The 17,274-nt window shown below is 63.0% G+C and carries 14 protein-coding genes and 1 pseudogene; 2 read left to right on the plus strand and 13 right to left on the minus strand.

Annotated features, from left to right (window positions below):
* Positions 1-75: 75 nt before the first annotated feature.
* The 9 genes from D1Y85_RS00110 to D1Y85_RS00150 all read right to left on the minus strand — a co-directional run bounded on the left by D1Y85_RS00110 (position 76) and on the right by D1Y85_RS00150 (position 10,345).
* Positions 76-849 carry an alpha/beta fold hydrolase gene (locus tag D1Y85_RS00110; protein WP_124149015.1) on the minus strand — a complete coding sequence of 258 codons (774 nt, stop codon included), beginning with the start codon at positions 847-849 and terminating at the stop codon, positions 76-78.
* Positions 850-1,152: 303 nt separating this feature from the next.
* Positions 1,153-1,518, minus strand: coding sequence for a hypothetical protein (locus D1Y85_RS00115; protein WP_246024718.1), 366 nt, complete (start codon positions 1,516-1,518; stop codon positions 1,153-1,155).
* Between the two features lie 804 nt (positions 1,519-2,322).
* Complete coding sequence (locus D1Y85_RS00120; RefSeq protein ID WP_124149016.1) at positions 2,323-3,690, minus strand: HlyD/EmrA/EmrK family protein; 1,368 nt, start codon at positions 3,688-3,690, stop codon at positions 2,323-2,325.
* Between the two features lie 34 nt (positions 3,691-3,724).
* Positions 3,725-5,233, minus strand: coding sequence for an efflux transporter outer membrane subunit (locus D1Y85_RS00125; RefSeq protein ID WP_124149017.1), 1,509 nt, complete (start codon positions 5,231-5,233; stop codon positions 3,725-3,727).
* A 52-nt stretch (positions 5,234-5,285) separates the two neighbouring features.
* Positions 5,286-5,726, minus strand: a complete 441-nt coding sequence (locus D1Y85_RS00130; protein WP_124149505.1) for a MarR family winged helix-turn-helix transcriptional regulator — start codon at positions 5,724-5,726, stop codon at positions 5,286-5,288.
* A 107-nt stretch (positions 5,727-5,833) separates the two neighbouring features.
* Positions 5,834-7,396 carry a DHA2 family efflux MFS transporter permease subunit gene (locus D1Y85_RS00135; RefSeq protein WP_124149018.1) on the minus strand — a complete coding sequence of 521 codons (1,563 nt, stop codon included), beginning with the start codon at positions 7,394-7,396 and terminating at the stop codon, positions 5,834-5,836.
* A gap of 281 nt (positions 7,397-7,677) precedes the next feature.
* On the minus strand, positions 7,678-8,139 hold the full coding sequence (locus D1Y85_RS00140) for a DUF2214 family protein (protein WP_124149019.1): 462 nt from the start codon (positions 8,137-8,139) through the stop codon (positions 7,678-7,680).
* Positions 8,140-8,215: 76 nt separating this feature from the next.
* Positions 8,216-9,097 (minus strand): hypothetical protein, encoded by an 882-nt coding sequence (locus D1Y85_RS00145; protein ID WP_124149020.1) that lies wholly within the window; start codon positions 9,095-9,097, stop codon positions 8,216-8,218.
* Positions 9,098-9,280: 183 nt separating this feature from the next.
* Positions 9,281-10,345: a glycosyltransferase family 4 protein gene (locus tag D1Y85_RS00150; protein ID WP_124149021.1), complete on the minus strand. Its 1,065-nt coding sequence runs from the start codon at positions 10,343-10,345 to the stop codon at positions 9,281-9,283.
* Positions 10,346-11,050: 705 nt separating this feature from the next.
* On the opposite strand from D1Y85_RS00150, the gene D1Y85_RS00155 reads away from it, so the two are divergent.
* Entirely contained in the window at positions 11,051-12,886 is a 1,836-nt protein-coding gene (locus D1Y85_RS00155) for an ABC transporter ATP-binding protein (RefSeq protein WP_124149022.1), read from the plus strand.
* Between the two features lie 105 nt (positions 12,887-12,991).
* Here D1Y85_RS00155 and otsA read toward each other — a convergent pair whose 3' ends face one another.
* Both otsA and otsB read right to left on the minus strand, forming a co-directional pair.
* The gene (otsA, locus tag D1Y85_RS00160) at positions 12,992-14,443 is read right to left on the minus strand and encodes an alpha,alpha-trehalose-phosphate synthase (UDP-forming) (RefSeq protein ID WP_124149023.1); all 1,452 of its coding nucleotides are present in this window, start codon (positions 14,441-14,443) and stop codon (positions 12,992-12,994) included.
* Positions 14,444-14,525: 82 nt separating this feature from the next.
* Positions 14,526-15,275, minus strand: a complete 750-nt coding sequence (otsB, locus tag D1Y85_RS00165; RefSeq protein WP_124149024.1) for a trehalose-phosphatase — start codon at positions 15,273-15,275, stop codon at positions 14,526-14,528.
* Positions 15,276-15,622: 347 nt separating this feature from the next.
* On the opposite strand from otsB, the gene D1Y85_RS00170 reads away from it, so the two are divergent.
* Positions 15,623-16,084, plus strand: a complete 462-nt coding sequence (locus D1Y85_RS00170) for a copper chaperone PCu(A)C (protein ID WP_124149025.1) — start codon at positions 15,623-15,625, stop codon at positions 16,082-16,084.
* 157 nt (positions 16,085-16,241) lie between these two features.
* Here D1Y85_RS00170 and D1Y85_RS00175 read toward each other — a convergent pair whose 3' ends face one another.
* Positions 16,242-16,730 carry a GNAT family N-acetyltransferase gene (locus tag D1Y85_RS00175; RefSeq protein ID WP_124149026.1) on the minus strand — a complete coding sequence of 163 codons (489 nt, stop codon included), beginning with the start codon at positions 16,728-16,730 and terminating at the stop codon, positions 16,242-16,244.
* Between the two features lie 255 nt (positions 16,731-16,985).
* A pseudogene (locus tag D1Y85_RS00180) lies at positions 16,986-17,237 on the minus strand (DUF2249 domain-containing protein); the annotation flags it as partial.
* Positions 17,238-17,274 lie beyond the last annotated feature (37 nt).

Consider the following 17,274-nt stretch of genomic DNA (forward strand, 5'->3'; position numbering starts at 1 on the left):
AACACAGATTCGCGAAGGCCTGGTGCCGCGAACGTGCCTGGCGTCGGGACTCCGCTGCCCGTAACGCCTTGAGCGCTACTGCTGCGCGGCCGCAGGACGCTGCGCGGTCATCCAGCCGTCGATATCATCGAGCACCCGCTTCTCAATACCGAAAAAACCATGCGGTGAACGCCCGCCACAGTTGTCGGTGCCGTCGCTCGAATCCTCGGCGACGAACGTCATGCCGTAACGACGGGCCAATTGCTCTCCGCCTGAAAATAGCGCAACCGGGCATCGGTCATTGCGATTCGACACGACCAATACCTTCTTCGGATCGGCGTTGCCAAAGCTGAGCACTGATATGCCCGGCTGACTTCTGCTCGCGATAGTGACTGGAGAAGTGAGCACATAGAGATCGGCCAGTCCCGCGTCGTTGGCGAGAACGCTGCCGACTGTCACCGTTCCACGGCTCGTTCCGGTCAACACCACCAGGGCCCGCGGAAAGCGCTTGCGCAGTTCAGCAACGACAGCGCGCTGATCGGCGAGGCTGTCACCGCTCAGGCGGTATTGGTCGTCCCCACCGTCGGCGTGGTCAGAAGGCATGTCGACAAGCGCCACGGCGTAGCCCTTGTCGATCCAGTAGTGCGCCGTCCGGATCAGGAAGTTGCCCTGATAGGCGGTTGCGCCCGTCGAGTCGAGCTTGATCGCCCCACTACTCCCGCTATAAAGCGCTACGGCGAATGGCGGATTCTCAATCGGCGACTCAATGAAGATGCCCTGCGTCACGCCGGACCGCGTCGAGAGCGTCACGAGGTCGCCATGATCGAGCGGAGCCGCATAAGCGTGCGCGGCGATGAACATCGCCGCCATCGCGCGGCAGATGCGTTTCATTAGTGACGCTCCGTGAAATGGTGGGTAGCAGACATACCGCGATACCTGATGCGAACGCTGGCGAGTATTCGCACGATCCGAAGCCGGGACGGGTGAACGTATCGGAATGGTCCGTGGAATTCCGGCCCCGCGCCGACCGATATTTCAACACACATCAGTTCGCTACGCCGCGTCACTCATGTCGGATCGCCGTCGTTCCGCCGGACCGCTTCTTGTCTTTCTGAACTCGTGACCACGGAGTATTCAGATGAGCCTGCATGCAGCCCCGTCCCCGTCGACAAGTCACATCTCATCGGCTTCCAAAGTATGAATGCCGTCAATCAACTGACGACCTCGATCGTCGATCGTTTCGTCGTGGAAGACCAGAAGATCGCGCAGTGCTGCCGAAAGTGTCGCGACGGCATGCGGCGTCGAGGGTAGAAATGGCCACACATGCAGGAGATAGACGAGAGGAATGAGTTCACGGCGCTCACACCAATGATCGAAAAGCGCGATGCACAGATCATCGACTTGCCGACGCACGCGGAAGTCGACGGCAAGACAATGCGAGCTCGCGTCACCTCGGGCATATGCGAGTTCAAGGCCGTTTCGGCCGCTGGGGATGAGTTTCATTTTTCTGGCCTCAAGGCAGCTATCTGATCCACGCATGCAGGCACTCCAGGGTCGACATAGTTGCGCGTTCCGGCGGGGTGATACTCACCCGACCTTACGCCACACCAAACACGGTTAGCTCCTCGTACAAACTCTCCATCGCAGCTGCCGATTGCTCGACAAGCGACGTATTGCGTTGAATCGTTCAGTCAAGTTCGCGGTTGCGACGTCGACCTCGTCAGGCGCATCTGACTGCTTATGCGTCGCAGATCAATTCGGTCCTGTCGAAACTGCTAACCTCGACGCATGCCGCGTTGCCGGCAGCGATGCAGCCATAATCGTCGGCGACCGATGTGATCGTCGCGCCACACTTCCATTCAAGCTCATGCAGTGCACGTGGCAAATTGTCACGCATGGTGGACTCGTTTCTGCCCGGGCGGTCATCGGCGAAAACACCGCTCGCTATTTAATAGCCTATAAACGCGGACGCAGTTAAGGAAAAACTCAGACGAAAACGTTTGGCGTTTTGATCGCGTGATGTCAATCAATCGAGAGCAAGCGCTTCCCACAGCGGGAGCGCTCGTTCAATGAAGCGGCACTGCCAGCCATCGGACGATTGCTGCTGGAAGCCGCAATCCATATAGCATCAAGCACGGTGGTCGAGTGGCAGAGCCGTGAGCCGTGCTGTTCGGTCGGTTATCCGCGCGTGGCTGCCTTTACGAAGTAGCGGTGATCTAACCGCAAGGCTCCCCAAGTCGCGTCGACGTCCGAAGACGCCAGCGTCACGAGGCGTCCCCTACGACATTCTCTTGCGGTTTCGCTTCACCGCGCGACGACACTTTGCAACACGCGAAGCCACCATCAAGAATGCGGCTGGAATAAAGCGGCTCCTGTCGCCAAACGCGCACGACTCAATTTCACCTCAGCGGTATTGCTCCCGTGTTCGCGCGACACAGCGCTTGCGAGTGACGGCTGTGCCCTGCTCGTACGCGAATCCATCGCGTTCTGTGCGATGACCTTCGCGATCTCGGCGTCGGCCTGCTCACCGTATTGGGCAAAGACGTCCGTGCGATAGCTCGTGTTGGTCGCCGCGCCGAGTTGGGTGCCCGAATCGTCGTGCGTATTGACGTCCACCAGCATCGACAGCCCGATACGCAGCGGATGCGCTTCCAGTTCGCGCGGATCGAGCTGGATGCGAACCGGCAGGCGCTGAACGATCTTGATCCAGTTGCCCGTTGCGTTCTGCGCCGGAAGCGTCGCGAATGCGCTACCCGTGCCAGCCGAAAAACCCTCGATCCGCCCGTGATACTTGATCGCCGAACCGTACACGTCTGCGGTCAGCGTAACCGGCTGGCCAATTCGCATATGCCTGAGCTGCACTTCCTTGAAGTTCGCGTCGACCCACACGCCGTCGAGCGGGACGATCGCCATCAGTGGCGTGCCCGGTGCCACGCGCTGGCCGACCTGAACCGAGCGCTGCGCAACATAGCCTGTCACCGGTGCGGGCAAGGTGTCGCGCGCGTATGCAAGATAGGCGTCCCGCACTTTCGATGCCGCAGCTTGCACGTCGGGATGGTATTCGACCGTTGTGCGGTCAGTCAGTGCGTGATTCGCTTCGGCCTGCTGACGAGCTGCATCGAGTGCGGCCTGCGCGGCATTCACCGCTTCACGTGCATGAGCGATGTCTTCGGCGGAAACGGCGCCCGTATCCGCGACGGCCTGGCGGCGGCGCAGATCGTCGTTGGCGCGGGCCAGATCCGACTCGCGTTGCGCCACATTCGCCGCATAGAAGTCGTTGTTCACATACAGGCTGCTCACGCGACGCACCGTCTGTCCCAGCGCCGCTTCGGCACTCGCCAGCGCGATTTTTGCGTCCGCCGGGTCGAGCGTGACGACCGCGTCGCCTGCCTTCACGATCTGCGTGTCGTCGGTGTTGACGGCGACCACCGTACCGGTGACCTGAGGCGTCAGTTGCACGAGATTGCCGCTCACGTAGGCGTCATCGGTCGACTCGTAATAGCGGCCAAACGTGTAGTAGTAAGCGCCATAGGCAGCACCCGCCAGCACGACTGCCGCTGCGAGCAGCGCAAGCAGGCGCTTGCGGCGGCCCTGTTGCGTCGGCCCCGCTACGTTGCCGGAGTCGGAGCCGGACACGGTGGCTTGCGCGCCGTTCGTCCGTTCGCTGGTTGGCCCTGCCTTTTCGCGGTCGGGCACGCTGGTTTCGCTCATTTCATATCTCCTGACGGGTTGGCAAGCGCGCCGTTCAACGCCCGGCGACGACGGGGTTAGCTAACGCGGCGGCATCCGCGCGGCGTGTTTCATCTGCCGACGTGTCGACATACCCGCCGCCAAGTGCAGACGCGAGCGCTATCTGCTGGTCGCGACGGTTCATCTTCAAATTGGCGACGGCTTGATCGGCGTTCAGGGCCGTGACATCGGCATTGAGCACGGTCAGCTGGTTGGTGAGGCCTGCCTTGAACTGCGTGATCGCGAGCTGGTCGGCGTCCTGCGCAGCTCGCTGCGCGGTCTGTGCATCGACGAGTTCGGCGTCGCTCGAGCGGATCTGTGCGAGTTGCATGGCAACGTCGCTCAAAGCGGTAATGAGCGTCTGGTTGTAGACGGCAACGGCATAGTCGAACTCCGCGTAGCGGCCCTTCAATTGCGCGCGAAGCTCGCCTGCGTCGAAGATCGGCAGGTGGATCGCCGGCCCCGCCGAAGCCGTCCGGCTCGCCGCGGTGAGAAAACGGCCGAAACCGAACGCATCGAGGCCGATCGCCGCACTCAGGTTGATGTCCGGGTAGAACTCGGCCTTCGCCTCTTTCACCTCGTGGGTCATCGCATCGACACGCCAACGCGCAGCGACGATGTCGGGACGGCGGCCCACCAGGTCGGCCGGCAGGTTATCCGGCAAACGCACTTCATCGCCGACGCCGAGCATCGGCCGCTCGATCGAAAGCCCACGATCGGGGCCCGCGCCGAGGAGCGCGGCCAGTTGATATCGCGCGGTCAGAATGCTGCCGTCGATAGCGGTGACATTGGCGCGGCTCGTGGCGAGATTCGCCTGCGCGGTTTTGCGTTCCACCTCGGTATCGAGTCCGGTAGCGATGCGGCCGACGGTGATGCGATCGATCTGCTCGCGGCGAGCGACCTCCTCCTGCGCAATATCGTGCAGGACGTAGAGGCGGGCCAGTTGGTTATAGGTACGCGCGATCGCGGTGCTCAGTGTCAGTTTGACGAATTCCTCGTCGGCCTGACTTGCCTGCGTCTGCGACACAGCCGCCTTTAGCGCTTCGCGGTTCTTGCCCCACAGGTCGAGGTCATATGAAGCGCTAAGCAGTCCCTTGTTCTCGGTCTGCCATGTGCCAGCGAACGGCGGCGGAATGAGCGCCGTACTGCTGTACTGCTGGCGCGTCAGCGAATAGTTCGCGTCCACGCGAGGCAGCGTGCCGGCCTTTGCCGCTTCACTATAGGCCTGCGCCTGTGCCACCCGCGCATGTGCCTCGTCGATCGTCGGGCTGCCCTGCAACGCTTCGCCGATCAGGGCCTTCAGTTGGGGATCGCCAAACTGGTCGGCCCAGTTGGACGCCGGCCAGTGACCTTGCTCCGGCGGCAGACTTTGAACCGTCTCGAACTGCTGTGGCTTCGCGACTTGTTTGTCGCTATGGATGCCCGCATAGTTCACGCATGCCGACAGCATCGCCGCGAAGATCGTGGATACACCCAGCCTCAATGCGCGGCGGCGAATGCTGGATTCAATCATCTGCTGTTTCATTTTCTGACATGTCAGATTAATGGTTAAAAAAAACGGCGCTAGTCCACACCATTCAGTCACCGTTGAACTTGCCGAGCAGACGGCACAACTCCACGAACTCGGCCTTCGTAAATTTGCGAAGCCGGTCGTTCAGTACCTGCGGCGCAATCTCCGGAATCAGCGCGGTCACTTCCTCGCCCTTTTTCGTCAGAGTGAGATTGACGACGCGGCGGTCGTCCGCGTTACGCGAACGTTCCAGCAACCCCTTCCCTGCTTCCAGCTTGTCCAGCGTCCGCGTCATCAGGCCGGTATCGATCCCTAGCAGCTTCGACAGCTCGAACGGGGTATCGGCCAGGCCGCTCTGTATCGACATCAGGATGCCCATCTGCTGGCTGGTGACGTCGAGATCCTTGAGTGCCGTATCCATTTCCGCGACGATCAGATTGCGTGCCTTGGTCAGCAAGAATCCAATGCTCCCGGTGACGGTGAAGTTTCTGGTCGAATAATGGTCCATCGCGCAATCCCTCCAAGTGAAATCCACGATATCTGCAAAGTCAGAAACTGTCAAGTTTTTCGTGGGTCTTAACTGCCGCTCATTGCTTCGAGCCTGCCTCGGGCAGGTCAGTGCCCGCCCGCACCCGCCGCGCCCGCGTCGGCTCCCTTGACCGGTCTCGTCACCCAGATCAGAGGGATGATGACGATAAAGATCACGGCAGATACCCAGAAGATGTCGTTCAGGCCCAGCATGGTGGCTTGCGCATTGAGCGACGCTTCGAAGAAAGCTGTTGCCTTGGGTGTACCGGCATCGAGCGTCGTCTGCAAATGGGTGATGCCTGCGACGAAGGCCGGATTTTCGGCGCTCGTGCGCTCGATCAGCCGCGCGTGATGGAGGATGGCCCGGTCGCTCCAGCCGTTGCTCAGCAGCGATGTGCCGACAGCCCCCGCGAAAATGCGCACGAAATTGGACAGGCCGGCCGCCGCTGGAATCTTTTCGGCCGGCAGCCCCGACAAAATGATGGCCGTAAGCGGCGTGAAGAAGAGCGCGGTGGGAATCCCTTGAAGCAGTGTGGGAAGCACGATCGTATAGGCGTCGACGCCTGTCGTGTAGTGCGAGCGCATGAAGAACACGCCCGCAAATCCAAGGAATGCCAGCGTGGCAAGCACCCGCGTATCGGATTTCGGCATGATCTTGCCCAACACCGGCGCGAGGATCACTGCGAAAATCCCGAGCGGCGCCGTCACGAGGCCTGCATCGACCGCACGATAGCCGAGAAACCCCTGGATCCATTGCGGCAGGAGCACGAGATTCGCGAAGAAGATCGCGTAGGCGACTGAAATCGCCACTGTGCCGCCAGCGAAGTTTCGTCCGGCAAGAAGTCGCAGGTTGACGATCGGTTTTTCCTCGGTGAACTCCCAGACGAGGAAAAAAAGGAAGCTGACCGCGGCCACGATAGTCAACACCCAGATCACGGGCGAATTGAACCAGTCGAGGTCCCTGCCCTTGTCGAGCATGATCTGCAGTGACGCCACCCACGCTATCAGCGACAGCAACCCGATCTTGTCGATCGGAAGCTTGCGCGCGGGCGTTTCGCGGTCGCGGTAGATCGCCCAGATTGCCCCGGCGGCGAAGAGGCCGACCGGCACGTTGATGTAGAAAATCCAGGACCAGCTGTAGCTGTCGGTGATCCAGCCGCCCAGCGCCGGACCTGCGATTGGCCCGACCGTCGCTGTCATCGCCCACAGCGCGAGCGCACTCGAACTCTTTTCCTTCGGAAACGATGCCAGCAACAACGCCTGCGACAACGGCACCAGCGGCCCCGCCACCGCGCCTTGCACGATCCGGGCGATGAGCAGTACCTGCAAGTTGGGGGCGAGTCCACATGCCGCCGACGACAGCACGAACAGCAGAATCGCCCAGACGAACAGTTTCACCTGCCCCACCCGCTGCGTTAGCCAACCGGTCAGCGGGATCGACACCGCGTTCGCCGCGGCGAACAGCGTGATGACCCAGGTCCCTTCGTCGATCGATACACCCAGGTTACCAGAGAGCGTCGGAATCGCGACGTTAGCAATGGACGAATCCAGCACATTCATGAAGGTGGCGAGCGCCACTGCGAACGTGCCGAGGACAAATCGGGCGCCGGTCAAGGGCATCGGCGCGTTCGCATCGGTCGACGGATTCATGTTGCGTCCTTAGTCTGGAATCGAAGCACCGGCCGGTAGCCGGCAATTATCTGACGTGTCAGATATATGAATAAAAAATGACGCTCGAGCCCGGCCGAACATGTGGCTGATCGAGCAAACACATAAACTGACCTGGAATATATTTGACTTTGCAGATTTATGCAAGATCGTCGTCGCGCGCGTCGAGTGCGCCGGTATCGCACGGCGTTTCTTCATACGTTAGCGTTGCGGAAAAATCGATGAATGATGAAATGCGTCGTTAATTTCGGATGTCCTGCATTTCATGCGGGCTCGTCCAGCCCGATCCCGCGCGCCATCCCGGAGGCCGCGAACACCATCACAATGAGCAACACGGTCTGCCACGCTCCGATGCGCGCGTACTTCGGGGCCCCGGTCAGATCAGGAACGTCGCCGCGCCGCACAGCGAGCCGCCAGCGCAGCAGCGCCATCATCGGCGCGATTTCCAGCAGCAGGATCAACACGAACGCGGCCATCTTCACGTGAAAGAACGGCTCGTGAAAGTAGTACGACGCGCCCTTCTCGAAGCCGCCGAACGCGCGCATCACCCCTGTCACGATCAGCACGAGCGCCGAGAGACCCCAGCCATTGTCTGCGCTGAAGATGACGGGAAGGTCTTCGGTGGATGTGCAGCGGCGCAGGCCGCGCGAGCGTCGCAGAATCGATGCGAGCGCAAAACCGAACGCGAGCAGGTGAACGGAGGCAAGCAACCAGCTGGAAACCATCGCGACTCCTTCGGTTGAGCGACGGGATCGGCCAGGCGTCGCGTGACGAACCACGCGACGACCGGTCACTACGCGATCAGGCCTGCTTGAGCGCAGCGTCGAGTGCGCGAGCGGCCACGCGATCACGGTCGGTAGCGAGCCGGACGCTGAACACCGTGTGTCGGTTATGGCCCGCCGCCGCGGGTGAATCCCAAAGCAAGTCGATCTTCGTCCACCGCCGGGCGACACCCTTCTCCGACTTCCAGGCCGCTGCGCCAGCAGAACGTGCCGATCCCTCGACCGGCGACCGCCCGGCGCTGTCGGTACCTGCACCGATGTCAGTCTGTAGCGGCGGCGGCAGGAGCGCCGGCGCAACCGCAACGGGCTGCGCGTCCTGCGGCCAACGCACGGACAGTTCGCGCGCATCGTACTGGCCGACCTTACGGCTTTCCAGCCAGACAATGGTAGTGCGCGTGGCCGAATCGAGCGAAACCGCATAGCGGCCGATCGCAAAACGCCGGGCGGCGATGTTGGTCCGCCAGAGGGCACGCGGACGGCAAATCCAGACGACAGCGGCGTACAGCGCAGGCGCGACGACGAGCCATCCGTTGGTCGCCACGATGGTGTGGACTGCCCGCCGCCAGCCCGCGGACCAGACGAACGCCCCGACCGACCACAGCGCGAACAGGCAGCCGAGCACGCCGAAAAAGCGCAGCGCCTGGCGCAGCCACTGCGGCAACGGATGGAACGGCCGCTCCACGCGCGCCCGGGCACCCGGCAGGACAATCAGCAGAAACAGGAAGACGAGATTGATGCACGCCCAGGGCGACGAAGCCATGCCGGTGAGCGCGGAGACGAAGTTCATCTCCGCCATCGAATAGAGCCACCGCGCAAGGAGCACCAGACCGATCGCGCGCAGGGCGAACATCGTCCCGGCGCCGGGTACGGCGGCCGTGGGCGTCGGTCGGGTTCTTGCCAAGGCTCTTCTCCTCACGTCATGGACGCCGCCGGATTTGCGGCACGGCCATTATAGGGACATTGCCGCCCGCCCTCATGCTGATCGGCAAGGCGCTCGCACAAAAGACAACGCCCCGGTGCGCAGGCACCGGGGCGTTGCAGGGAAACAGAGCGGGCAGCCTGTGGCGCCCTACGTCAGACGGACTTAGCCGGCCGCAACTTCGCGCAGCACGGTGCGGCGCTTCTGACGCAGCAGTTCCTCATAGACCGAAACGTAGTTCGTCGCCATCACCTTCGACGTGAAGCGCGCTTCGAACGCTGCGCGGACCTTCTCGCGCGGCAGCGACGACAGACGCTTGAGCGCGGCGACCGCGCTGATTTCGTCTTCGACGACGAAGCCCGACACGCCATTTTCGATGACTTCCGGCACCGAGCCGCGGTTGAACGCGATAACCGGCGTGCCGCAGGCCATCGCCTCGATCATGACGAGGCCGAACGGCTCCGGCCAGTCGATCGGGAACACCAGCGCGTGCGCGTTGCCGAGGAATTCGGCCTTCTCGCTTTCGCCGATTTCGCCGATGTACTCGACGTGCGGCAGCGCCATCAGCGGACGGATGACTTCTTCGTAATAGGCGCGGTCAGCCTTGTCGATCTTGGCCGCGACCTTGAGCTTCATGCCAGCCTGACCAGCGATGCGGATCGCCTTGTCGAGGCCCTTCTCCGGCGAAACACGGCCGAGGAATGCGAGGTACTCGGGCTTGACGTTCGGAATCGGCTTGAGCACGTTTTCCGGCAGACCGTGGTAGACGGTCCTCTGCCAGTTGGCCTGCTGGAGCGGGAGGCGCTGGTTGTCCGAGATCGAGACGACCGGCACGTCGCTGAACGCGTTGAAGATCGGCTGCAGTTCCGGCAGGTCGAGACGGCCGTGCATCGTCGTGACGAACGGCACTTCCTGACGCTGGAACAGCGAGAACGGGTAGTAGTCGATGTGGAAGTGCAGCACGTCGAATTCGTCCGCGCGGCGGCGAACTTCTTCGAGCAGCAGCATGTGCGGAGCCATCACATCGCGGATCGTCGGGTCGAGACGCAGGGCCTGCGGCCAGAACGCTTCGAGCTTCGCCGAGGTAACCGAATCGCCGCTCGCGAACAGCGTGACATCGTGGCCCTGCGCGACCAGCGCTTCGGTCAGGTTGGAGACCACCCGTTCCGTGCCGCCGTACAGCTTGGGAGGAACCGCCTCGTGCAAGGGAGCGATTTGAGCGATTCGCATAGTGGTGAACTCCTTCCTCGTAATAAATCGGGCAAAGTACTGCAGGTTTGACAATCGACCCTCACCGGCGCCGGCACCCTTGCCGTTCGCCACCAGAGGCTCTGTTACCGCTAATCACGCCGGCTTTGCCGACGCGCTGGCCGTCGCTGGGTCAGATTGACGAAACGGCACAAGCGAGTAAACGCGCAGGGTTCGCGGTCGTTGACACAAAGCTGTCAGACTCCCTACGCTTTCCGAGACGGCATTATCCGGGCTCGCACCCGCAGCCGATCAGAACATTTCAAATACTTTACGTTGTTACAAGCCGGTAACACTCAGCAACCCCCTGTTTTAAAACACAGTTTTAAAACAGGGGATCGAACACGGTTCCGGCAGCCCGACAGCGGCACGTCAAATGCGCGCGCGGCCGTCGCTCCAATCACCCCGGCGGCAGCCATGCGCGAAACCGCAGTGAATGGAACCCGTAATTGTATCTCTAAAACAGCCGCCTGATCGCGTTTACCCTTGGCTGCAACAGCCTGTCGGCAATGCGTATCTCGAGCGGCGGTGTCGCGATATGATGCGCGTCCCATGGCCCTGGGCGATGCGCCATACGCAAGGGGTGTTTACAATGCGTGATAGTTCGCCTTTGTTGGCGTTTGCTCGCCTGCCCTCTACTTTTTTCACCCTGGACGGATTCACTCCGTCAGACCGACCGCAGATCAATTGGAACATCTGACCATCGCCCAGCGTAACGCCCACAACGCAAAGCTCGCGAGCTATGCGCGGCGGCCGCTCGCGTTCTTGTTTAGTTACATCCGGCGCCACCCGCTCGCCCATGCCATCGTGCTCGCGAGCGTGTTCGCGGCCGTCGGCTGCGCGCTCGCGTCGCAGTACGCCATCAAGCACCTGATCGACGTGCTCGGCGCGGGACGCCACCACCCCGGGCCGCTGTGGAGCGCGTTCGCGCTCCTCGTCGGCCTGATCGCCGCCGACAACCTTCTCTGGCGGGTGGGCGGCTGGTTCGCTGCGCACACGTTCGTGACCGTGACCGGCGACCTGCGGCGCGACCTGTTCCAGTACCTGAGCGGCCACTCGCCCACCTACTACGCGGAAAAACAGCCGGGCACGCTCGCCAGCCGCATCACCGCGACCTCGAACGCCGTCTACACCGCCGAGAACACCACGGCCTGGAACGTGCTGCCGCCATGCATCGCCGTGGCGGGCGCGATCGTCATGATCATCACAGTGAACCCGATGATGGCGGCCGGCCTCCTGCTCTGTTCGGCGATCCTCTCGGTGATCCTCTTCAAGCTTGCCGGGCGCGGCTCGTCGCGCCACCACACGTTCGCGTCGAGGGCCGCTTCCGTCGACGGCGAACTGGTCGACGTGATCGGCAACATGGCGCTGGTGCGCGCGTTCGGCATGACCTTCCGGGAGCAAAAACGCTTTCGCGCGACCGTGCAGGCAGAGATGGACGCCCGCCGCGACAGCCTGCTCTACCTCGAAAAGCTGCGTCTCCTGCACGCCGTGATTACCGCGATGCTTTCGGCGGGGCTGCTCGGCTGGGCGCTCTGGCTCTGGGACCAGGGCCGCGCCACCTCGGGCGACATCGTGCTCGTCAGCTCGCTCGGCTTCACGATCCTGCACGGCACGCGCGACCTCGCTGTCGCGCTCGTGGACGTCACGCAGCACGTCGCGCGCCTCGCGGAAGCCGTCCAGACGCTGCTCGAGCCGCACGGAATGCCCGACCGCGACGACGCCAGCCGGCTCGTCGCCCAGGGAGGCCGCGTCGACTTCGAGGGCGTGACCTTCGCCTATCCGCACCGCAAGGCGATCCTCGACCATTTCGACCTCCGTATCGAAGCCGGCCAGCGCGTGGGTCTGATCGGCAAATCGGGCGCGGGCAAGACCACGGTCCTCGCGTTGCTGCAACGTTTCTACGAGACCCAGGGCGGCGCGATCAAGATCGACGGCCAGAATATCGCGACGGTCACGCAGGAGAGCCTGCGTAACGCGATTGCCCTCGTGCCGCAGGACATCTCGCTCCTGCACCGTTCGATCTACGAGAACATCGCCTACGGCCGCCCCGACGCGACCCGCGAGGAAGTGCTCGCCGCCGCCCGCGAGGCGCGCTGCGCCGACTTCATCGAAGCGATGCCGGAAGCCTATGACACGATCGTCGGCGACCGCGGCGTGAAGCTCTCCGGCGGCCAGCGCCAGCGCATCGCGATCGCGCGCGCGATCCTGAAGAACGCGCCGATCCTGCTGCTCGACGAAGCGACCTCGGCACTCGATAGCGCCTCCGAAGAAGCGATCCAGCTCGCGCTCGACCGGCTGATGGTCGGCCGCACCGTGATCGCCATCGCGCACCGGCTCTCCACGCTGCAGAATTTCGACCGCATCATCGTGATGAGCGCGGGCAAGGTGATCGACGACGGCACGCCGGAAGAACTGCGCGAGCGTGCGGGGCTCTACCGCGAACTGCTCGCGAAGCAGTACGGCAAGCATTCCACGCTGCATCTGGGCAGCAAGAAGGCCGACGAGAAACACGTCGCCTGACGCGAGCGCCGCGACGGCGCATCAAGCGAAAGGCAACAAAAAAGCCGCTTCGACCGAAGCGGCTTTTTTTTGCGCGAGCCGGCTGGCCGCGCCTTCGGCGAACGCTCAGCCCTGCTGCCCCTGCGCCTCGCCGTGCGCCGTCTTCGCGAACGGCAGCGCGACGCCGCGCCGCGCGACCATCTGCGTCAAGTCGCGCATGAAGCGGTCGCGCCAGACCGACACGTTATTCTCGCGAAGCTGACCCATCATGTCGCGATAACGCGCCTCGCGCTCCGCGAGCGGCATCGCGAGCGCCGTGGCGAGCGCGTCGGCCATGCCGTCGATGTCGAGCGGATTGACGATCAGCGCGCCAGTCAGTTCCTGCGCGGCGCCCGCGAAACGCGACAGAACGAGCACACCCGGGTTTTCGGGGTCCTGCGCCGATACGTACTCCTTGGCAACGAGGTTCATGCCGTCACGCAGCGGCGTCACGTAACCGACGTGCGATGCGCGGAATAGCGCCGCCAGGACCGCGCGCTCGTACTGGCGATGGATATACAGAATCGGCGTCCAGTCGAGTTCGGCGAAACGGCCGTTGATGCGCCCCGATTCCGATTCCAGACGCAACCGGATGTCCTGGTATGCATGCAGATCGGCGCGCGTGGGCGGTGCGATCTGCACGAACGAGACATTGTTGCGCGCTGTCGAATGGTGGTCGAGCAGTCGCTCGAACGCGCGAAAGCGCTCGACAAGCCCCTTCGAATAATCGAGCCGGTCGACGCTCATGATGACCTTGCGGCCGTGCAGCGTCTCCTTGAGCGTGCGCACGGCCTTGCCGCGTTCGCCCGCCTTCGCGAGTTCGGCGACTTCGTCGGGATAGACGCCGATCGGATAATCGCCCGCGAACAGGGTCTGCCCGAACGCCTCGATGCGCGTCAAGCCGTCCGGCTGGTGCGCCACCGCCCCGCTCGCCTCGTTGACAATGTAGTCGCAGAATGCGCGCAGGTCGGGCTTCGTCTGGAAGCCGAGCAGATCGAACGAGCACAGCGCCTGAACCAGTTCGCGATGCGGCGGTACCGCGAGCAGCACCTGCGAAGCCGGAAACGGAATATGCAGGAAGAAGCCGATGCGGTTCTTCACGCCCGCCGCGCGCAACGCCTGCGCAAACGGGATCAGATGGTAGTCGTGAACCCAGATGACGTCGTCATCGCGCAAGAGCGGCACGAGCTGCTGCGCGAGCCACGTATTCACGCGGCAGTAGCCTTCGAAGTCGTGACGGTCGTACTGGACGAGATCGGCGCGATAGTGGAATGCGGGCCACAGCGTCGCGTTCGAGAAGCCGCGATAGTACTGGTCGTAGTCGCGGCGCAAAAGGCCGATCGTGGCGAACGTGACCGGGCCGTGTTCCTCGAGCTTGATCTGCGGCTGCCCCGACGTGAGGATGTCGCCGCTCCAGCCGAACCACATGCCGCCCGTCTCTTTCAGCGCATCATAGACGCCCACCGCGAGGCCGCCCGCAGCCGGGAGGCCTTCGGAGATCGGCGCAACCCGGTTCGACACGATAATCAATCGGCTCATGAGGTGCGGGGTCCGTTCAGGAATAAGTGGGTGAGCGCCGCGATTGCGTGAACTGGCGGCGCGATTGCCATCAGGCGGGGGCTCACGCTTCGCGCATCGCTGCAACGAGCGATGCGAGCCAGCCGAGCAGCGCATCGACCGAATCGACGCGCGTCTGCGCTATCGTATCGCCGCCGCCCACCTTGATCGAAAGCCCGCGCTGCGCGTTGACGACCGCGAAGCCCTTCTCGTCGGTCAGATCGTCGCCGGCGAATACCGGACGGCGGCCCGCGAACGGCAGCTCGTCGAGAAAGGCGCGCAGCGCACGGCCCTTGTCGACATCCTTCGGCTTGATTTCGTAGACCATCTTGCCGGGCTGCAACACGTAGGCATCCGCGAATTCGCCCGCGAGACGCGTGGTCACTTCGCGCGCGGCACCCTCGAAATCGGGCGCATTGCGGTAATGCAGCGCCACGGCTGCCCCCTTGATCTCAAGCAGCATGCCCGGATGCAAGCGCACTACTTCCGCGAGCACCTGCTCCATGTGCAGGAGCCGCTGATCGTTGAAACCCACGCGCTGTGTGTCGCCATTGGCGTCGCGCCGCTCGGCGCCGTGCAGGCCTGCCACTGGCAGATCCGGCATGCCGAGGAACGCGTCGATGCTGTCGATGCCGCGCCCCGAAAGGATCGCGACTGCGCCGTGCGTCACGCGTCGCAGCTCGGTGAGTAACGCGAGCATGTCGGGACGCACCAGCACGCCATCGGGCGTCGGTGCGAGATCGACGAGCGTGCCGTCGAAATCGAAGAAGAAAGCCGTCTGATCAGGCGGCAATACAGCCGGTAGTGCTTGCATTCCGTGTTTTTCGCCCATCGGCGCTTGCCGGATAAGGTTCCGGCGGCGCATTGCGCCGGCGGAGAAAGTGTGCGCATCTTACCGCGCCTTCACCGGATTTTCGAGACCGTAAGGTTCGAACCCCAGCTTTCGCCGCGTCGCAGCCGGCGATGTAACTCCCGTCGACGACGCATCCGGCCTCACACGGCAGTCCGGCTCCAATTTTGCTAAAGTCGCAGCGGCCTGCCGCGCGCCGCCGCTCAAGGCGATCTCGCGCCGCCATTCGCCTGGTCACGCTTTCGTCGACTGTAGTCGGCCGTACAACGCCGCCGGTCCGGTTTCACGTCTCACCCGTAACAGGAAAAATGATGAAGAAGAAACTGCACTCCCTCACCGCCACGCTGGTCTGCTCGCTGTCCTTCGCTTGCGCAACGTTCGTGCCGACTGCGCAGGCCGCCGACGCGGCGATCAGCACCCAGAACGCGTGGGTGCGCTGGCTGCCCAACAACCTGCCCGCGGGAGGCTACGTCACGCTCAAGAACGAGGGCGACCGGAACGTCGATCTCGTCGACGTTTCAAGCGACGACTACGGCAGCGTGATGATGCATCAGACCGTCTCGAACGGCTCGACGCAGAAGATGGTGATGGTGGACAAGGTGACGGTGCCGGCGCACGGGTCCGTGTCGTTCGCACCGGGCGGCTATCACCTGATGCTTGAGGAAGCGAAGCACAAGATCGCGCCGGGTGACACGGTACACGTCAAGCTGCACCTCTCGGACGGAGAAACGCTCGATACGCCCTTCACGGTGAAATCGCCCGCACAGAAGTAACGCGGGAAAGCAACCTGCAATAGAGCGGCGCGCCTGCCGGACCGCGTGCCGCATCGGACGCCGCGCGCCTATGTCTTCCGGTGTGGGTTCTTCATGCGTCACGCGGCACGTGAACCCGGAACGCTCTTCATCGCGACGGCGTCCTGGGGCACGGTGCTTATTCCGAACGCATCCAGATGTGCGGGATGCCGTCTTCGTCGTGAATATCGGAGACCGGCTCGAAGCCGAACGCCCCGTAGAATTTCTGCAAATGGGCCTGCGCGTGCAGACGCATTGGCACGTGTGGCCATTGCTGACCGATCAGGCGTATCACCCGTTCGAGCAGCGCATTGCCGAGCTTGATGCCGCGATAACCCGCCGTCGTCAGCACCCGGCCGATACGCACGTCGGGGTCGCTCGAATCGGGTAGCAATACGCGCAGATAGCCCGCAATCGCAGGACGCTCCCCCGCCGTATCCCAGGCGAAAAGGTGCCAGGCGGCGGCATCGAGGCCGTCGATGTCGCCGTAGACGCAGTTCTGCTCGACAACGAAAACCTCCGAGCGCACCTTGAGCATCTCGTAGACCTCACGGGTTTCGAGCGCGTCGAACGCCTTCCAGCGCCAGTCGAACTGCGGGAGCGGCAATGCGGGGGACTGCGTAGTCATCGTTGATTTCCGGCAAGTGTCGTGTCAATCCACGATTATGCCGTGCCACCTGAACGCCCCACAACGCGCCACCTGGCTCGCAGCGTGTGGGTCGGGCGCACATGCGCCATTACTGGAATGGCGCATGGTGCCAATCGATAAAGCGGCGAACTGACGATCCGATCAACCGCCGCTGCAACCGCAGCCCGAGCCCGCGCCGCCACCACAGCCACCGGTCTCGCGCTCCTGCGGTGCCGAGCCATCGGCGGCAGGCGCAACCAGGAAGTCGATCACGACCTGCGCGGGTTGACGTTCCACGTAGTGAATTTCGACCTGGTCGCCGTAGCGCGACTGGATCTGATGCAAGAGCGGAAGCGGATCGTGATCGTTCACGAAACGCATCGCTTCGCCACGATCAAGCGACTCCAGTGCGCCGAAAATCGCGGCGTGGCGAAAACGCTTGGAGATGCCGCGTGCATCGAAAACAAATGCGTTGCGATTAATGGCTTCGGTCATGTGAGGCTCCATCTAAAAGTTCAAGCAAGTCCACGTCGTAACGTTAGAC

The sequence above is a fragment of the Paraburkholderia dinghuensis genome (genome assembly GCF_003837865.1).
GTDB classification, from domain to species: domain Bacteria; phylum Pseudomonadota; class Gammaproteobacteria; order Burkholderiales; family Burkholderiaceae; genus Paraburkholderia; species Paraburkholderia dinghuensis.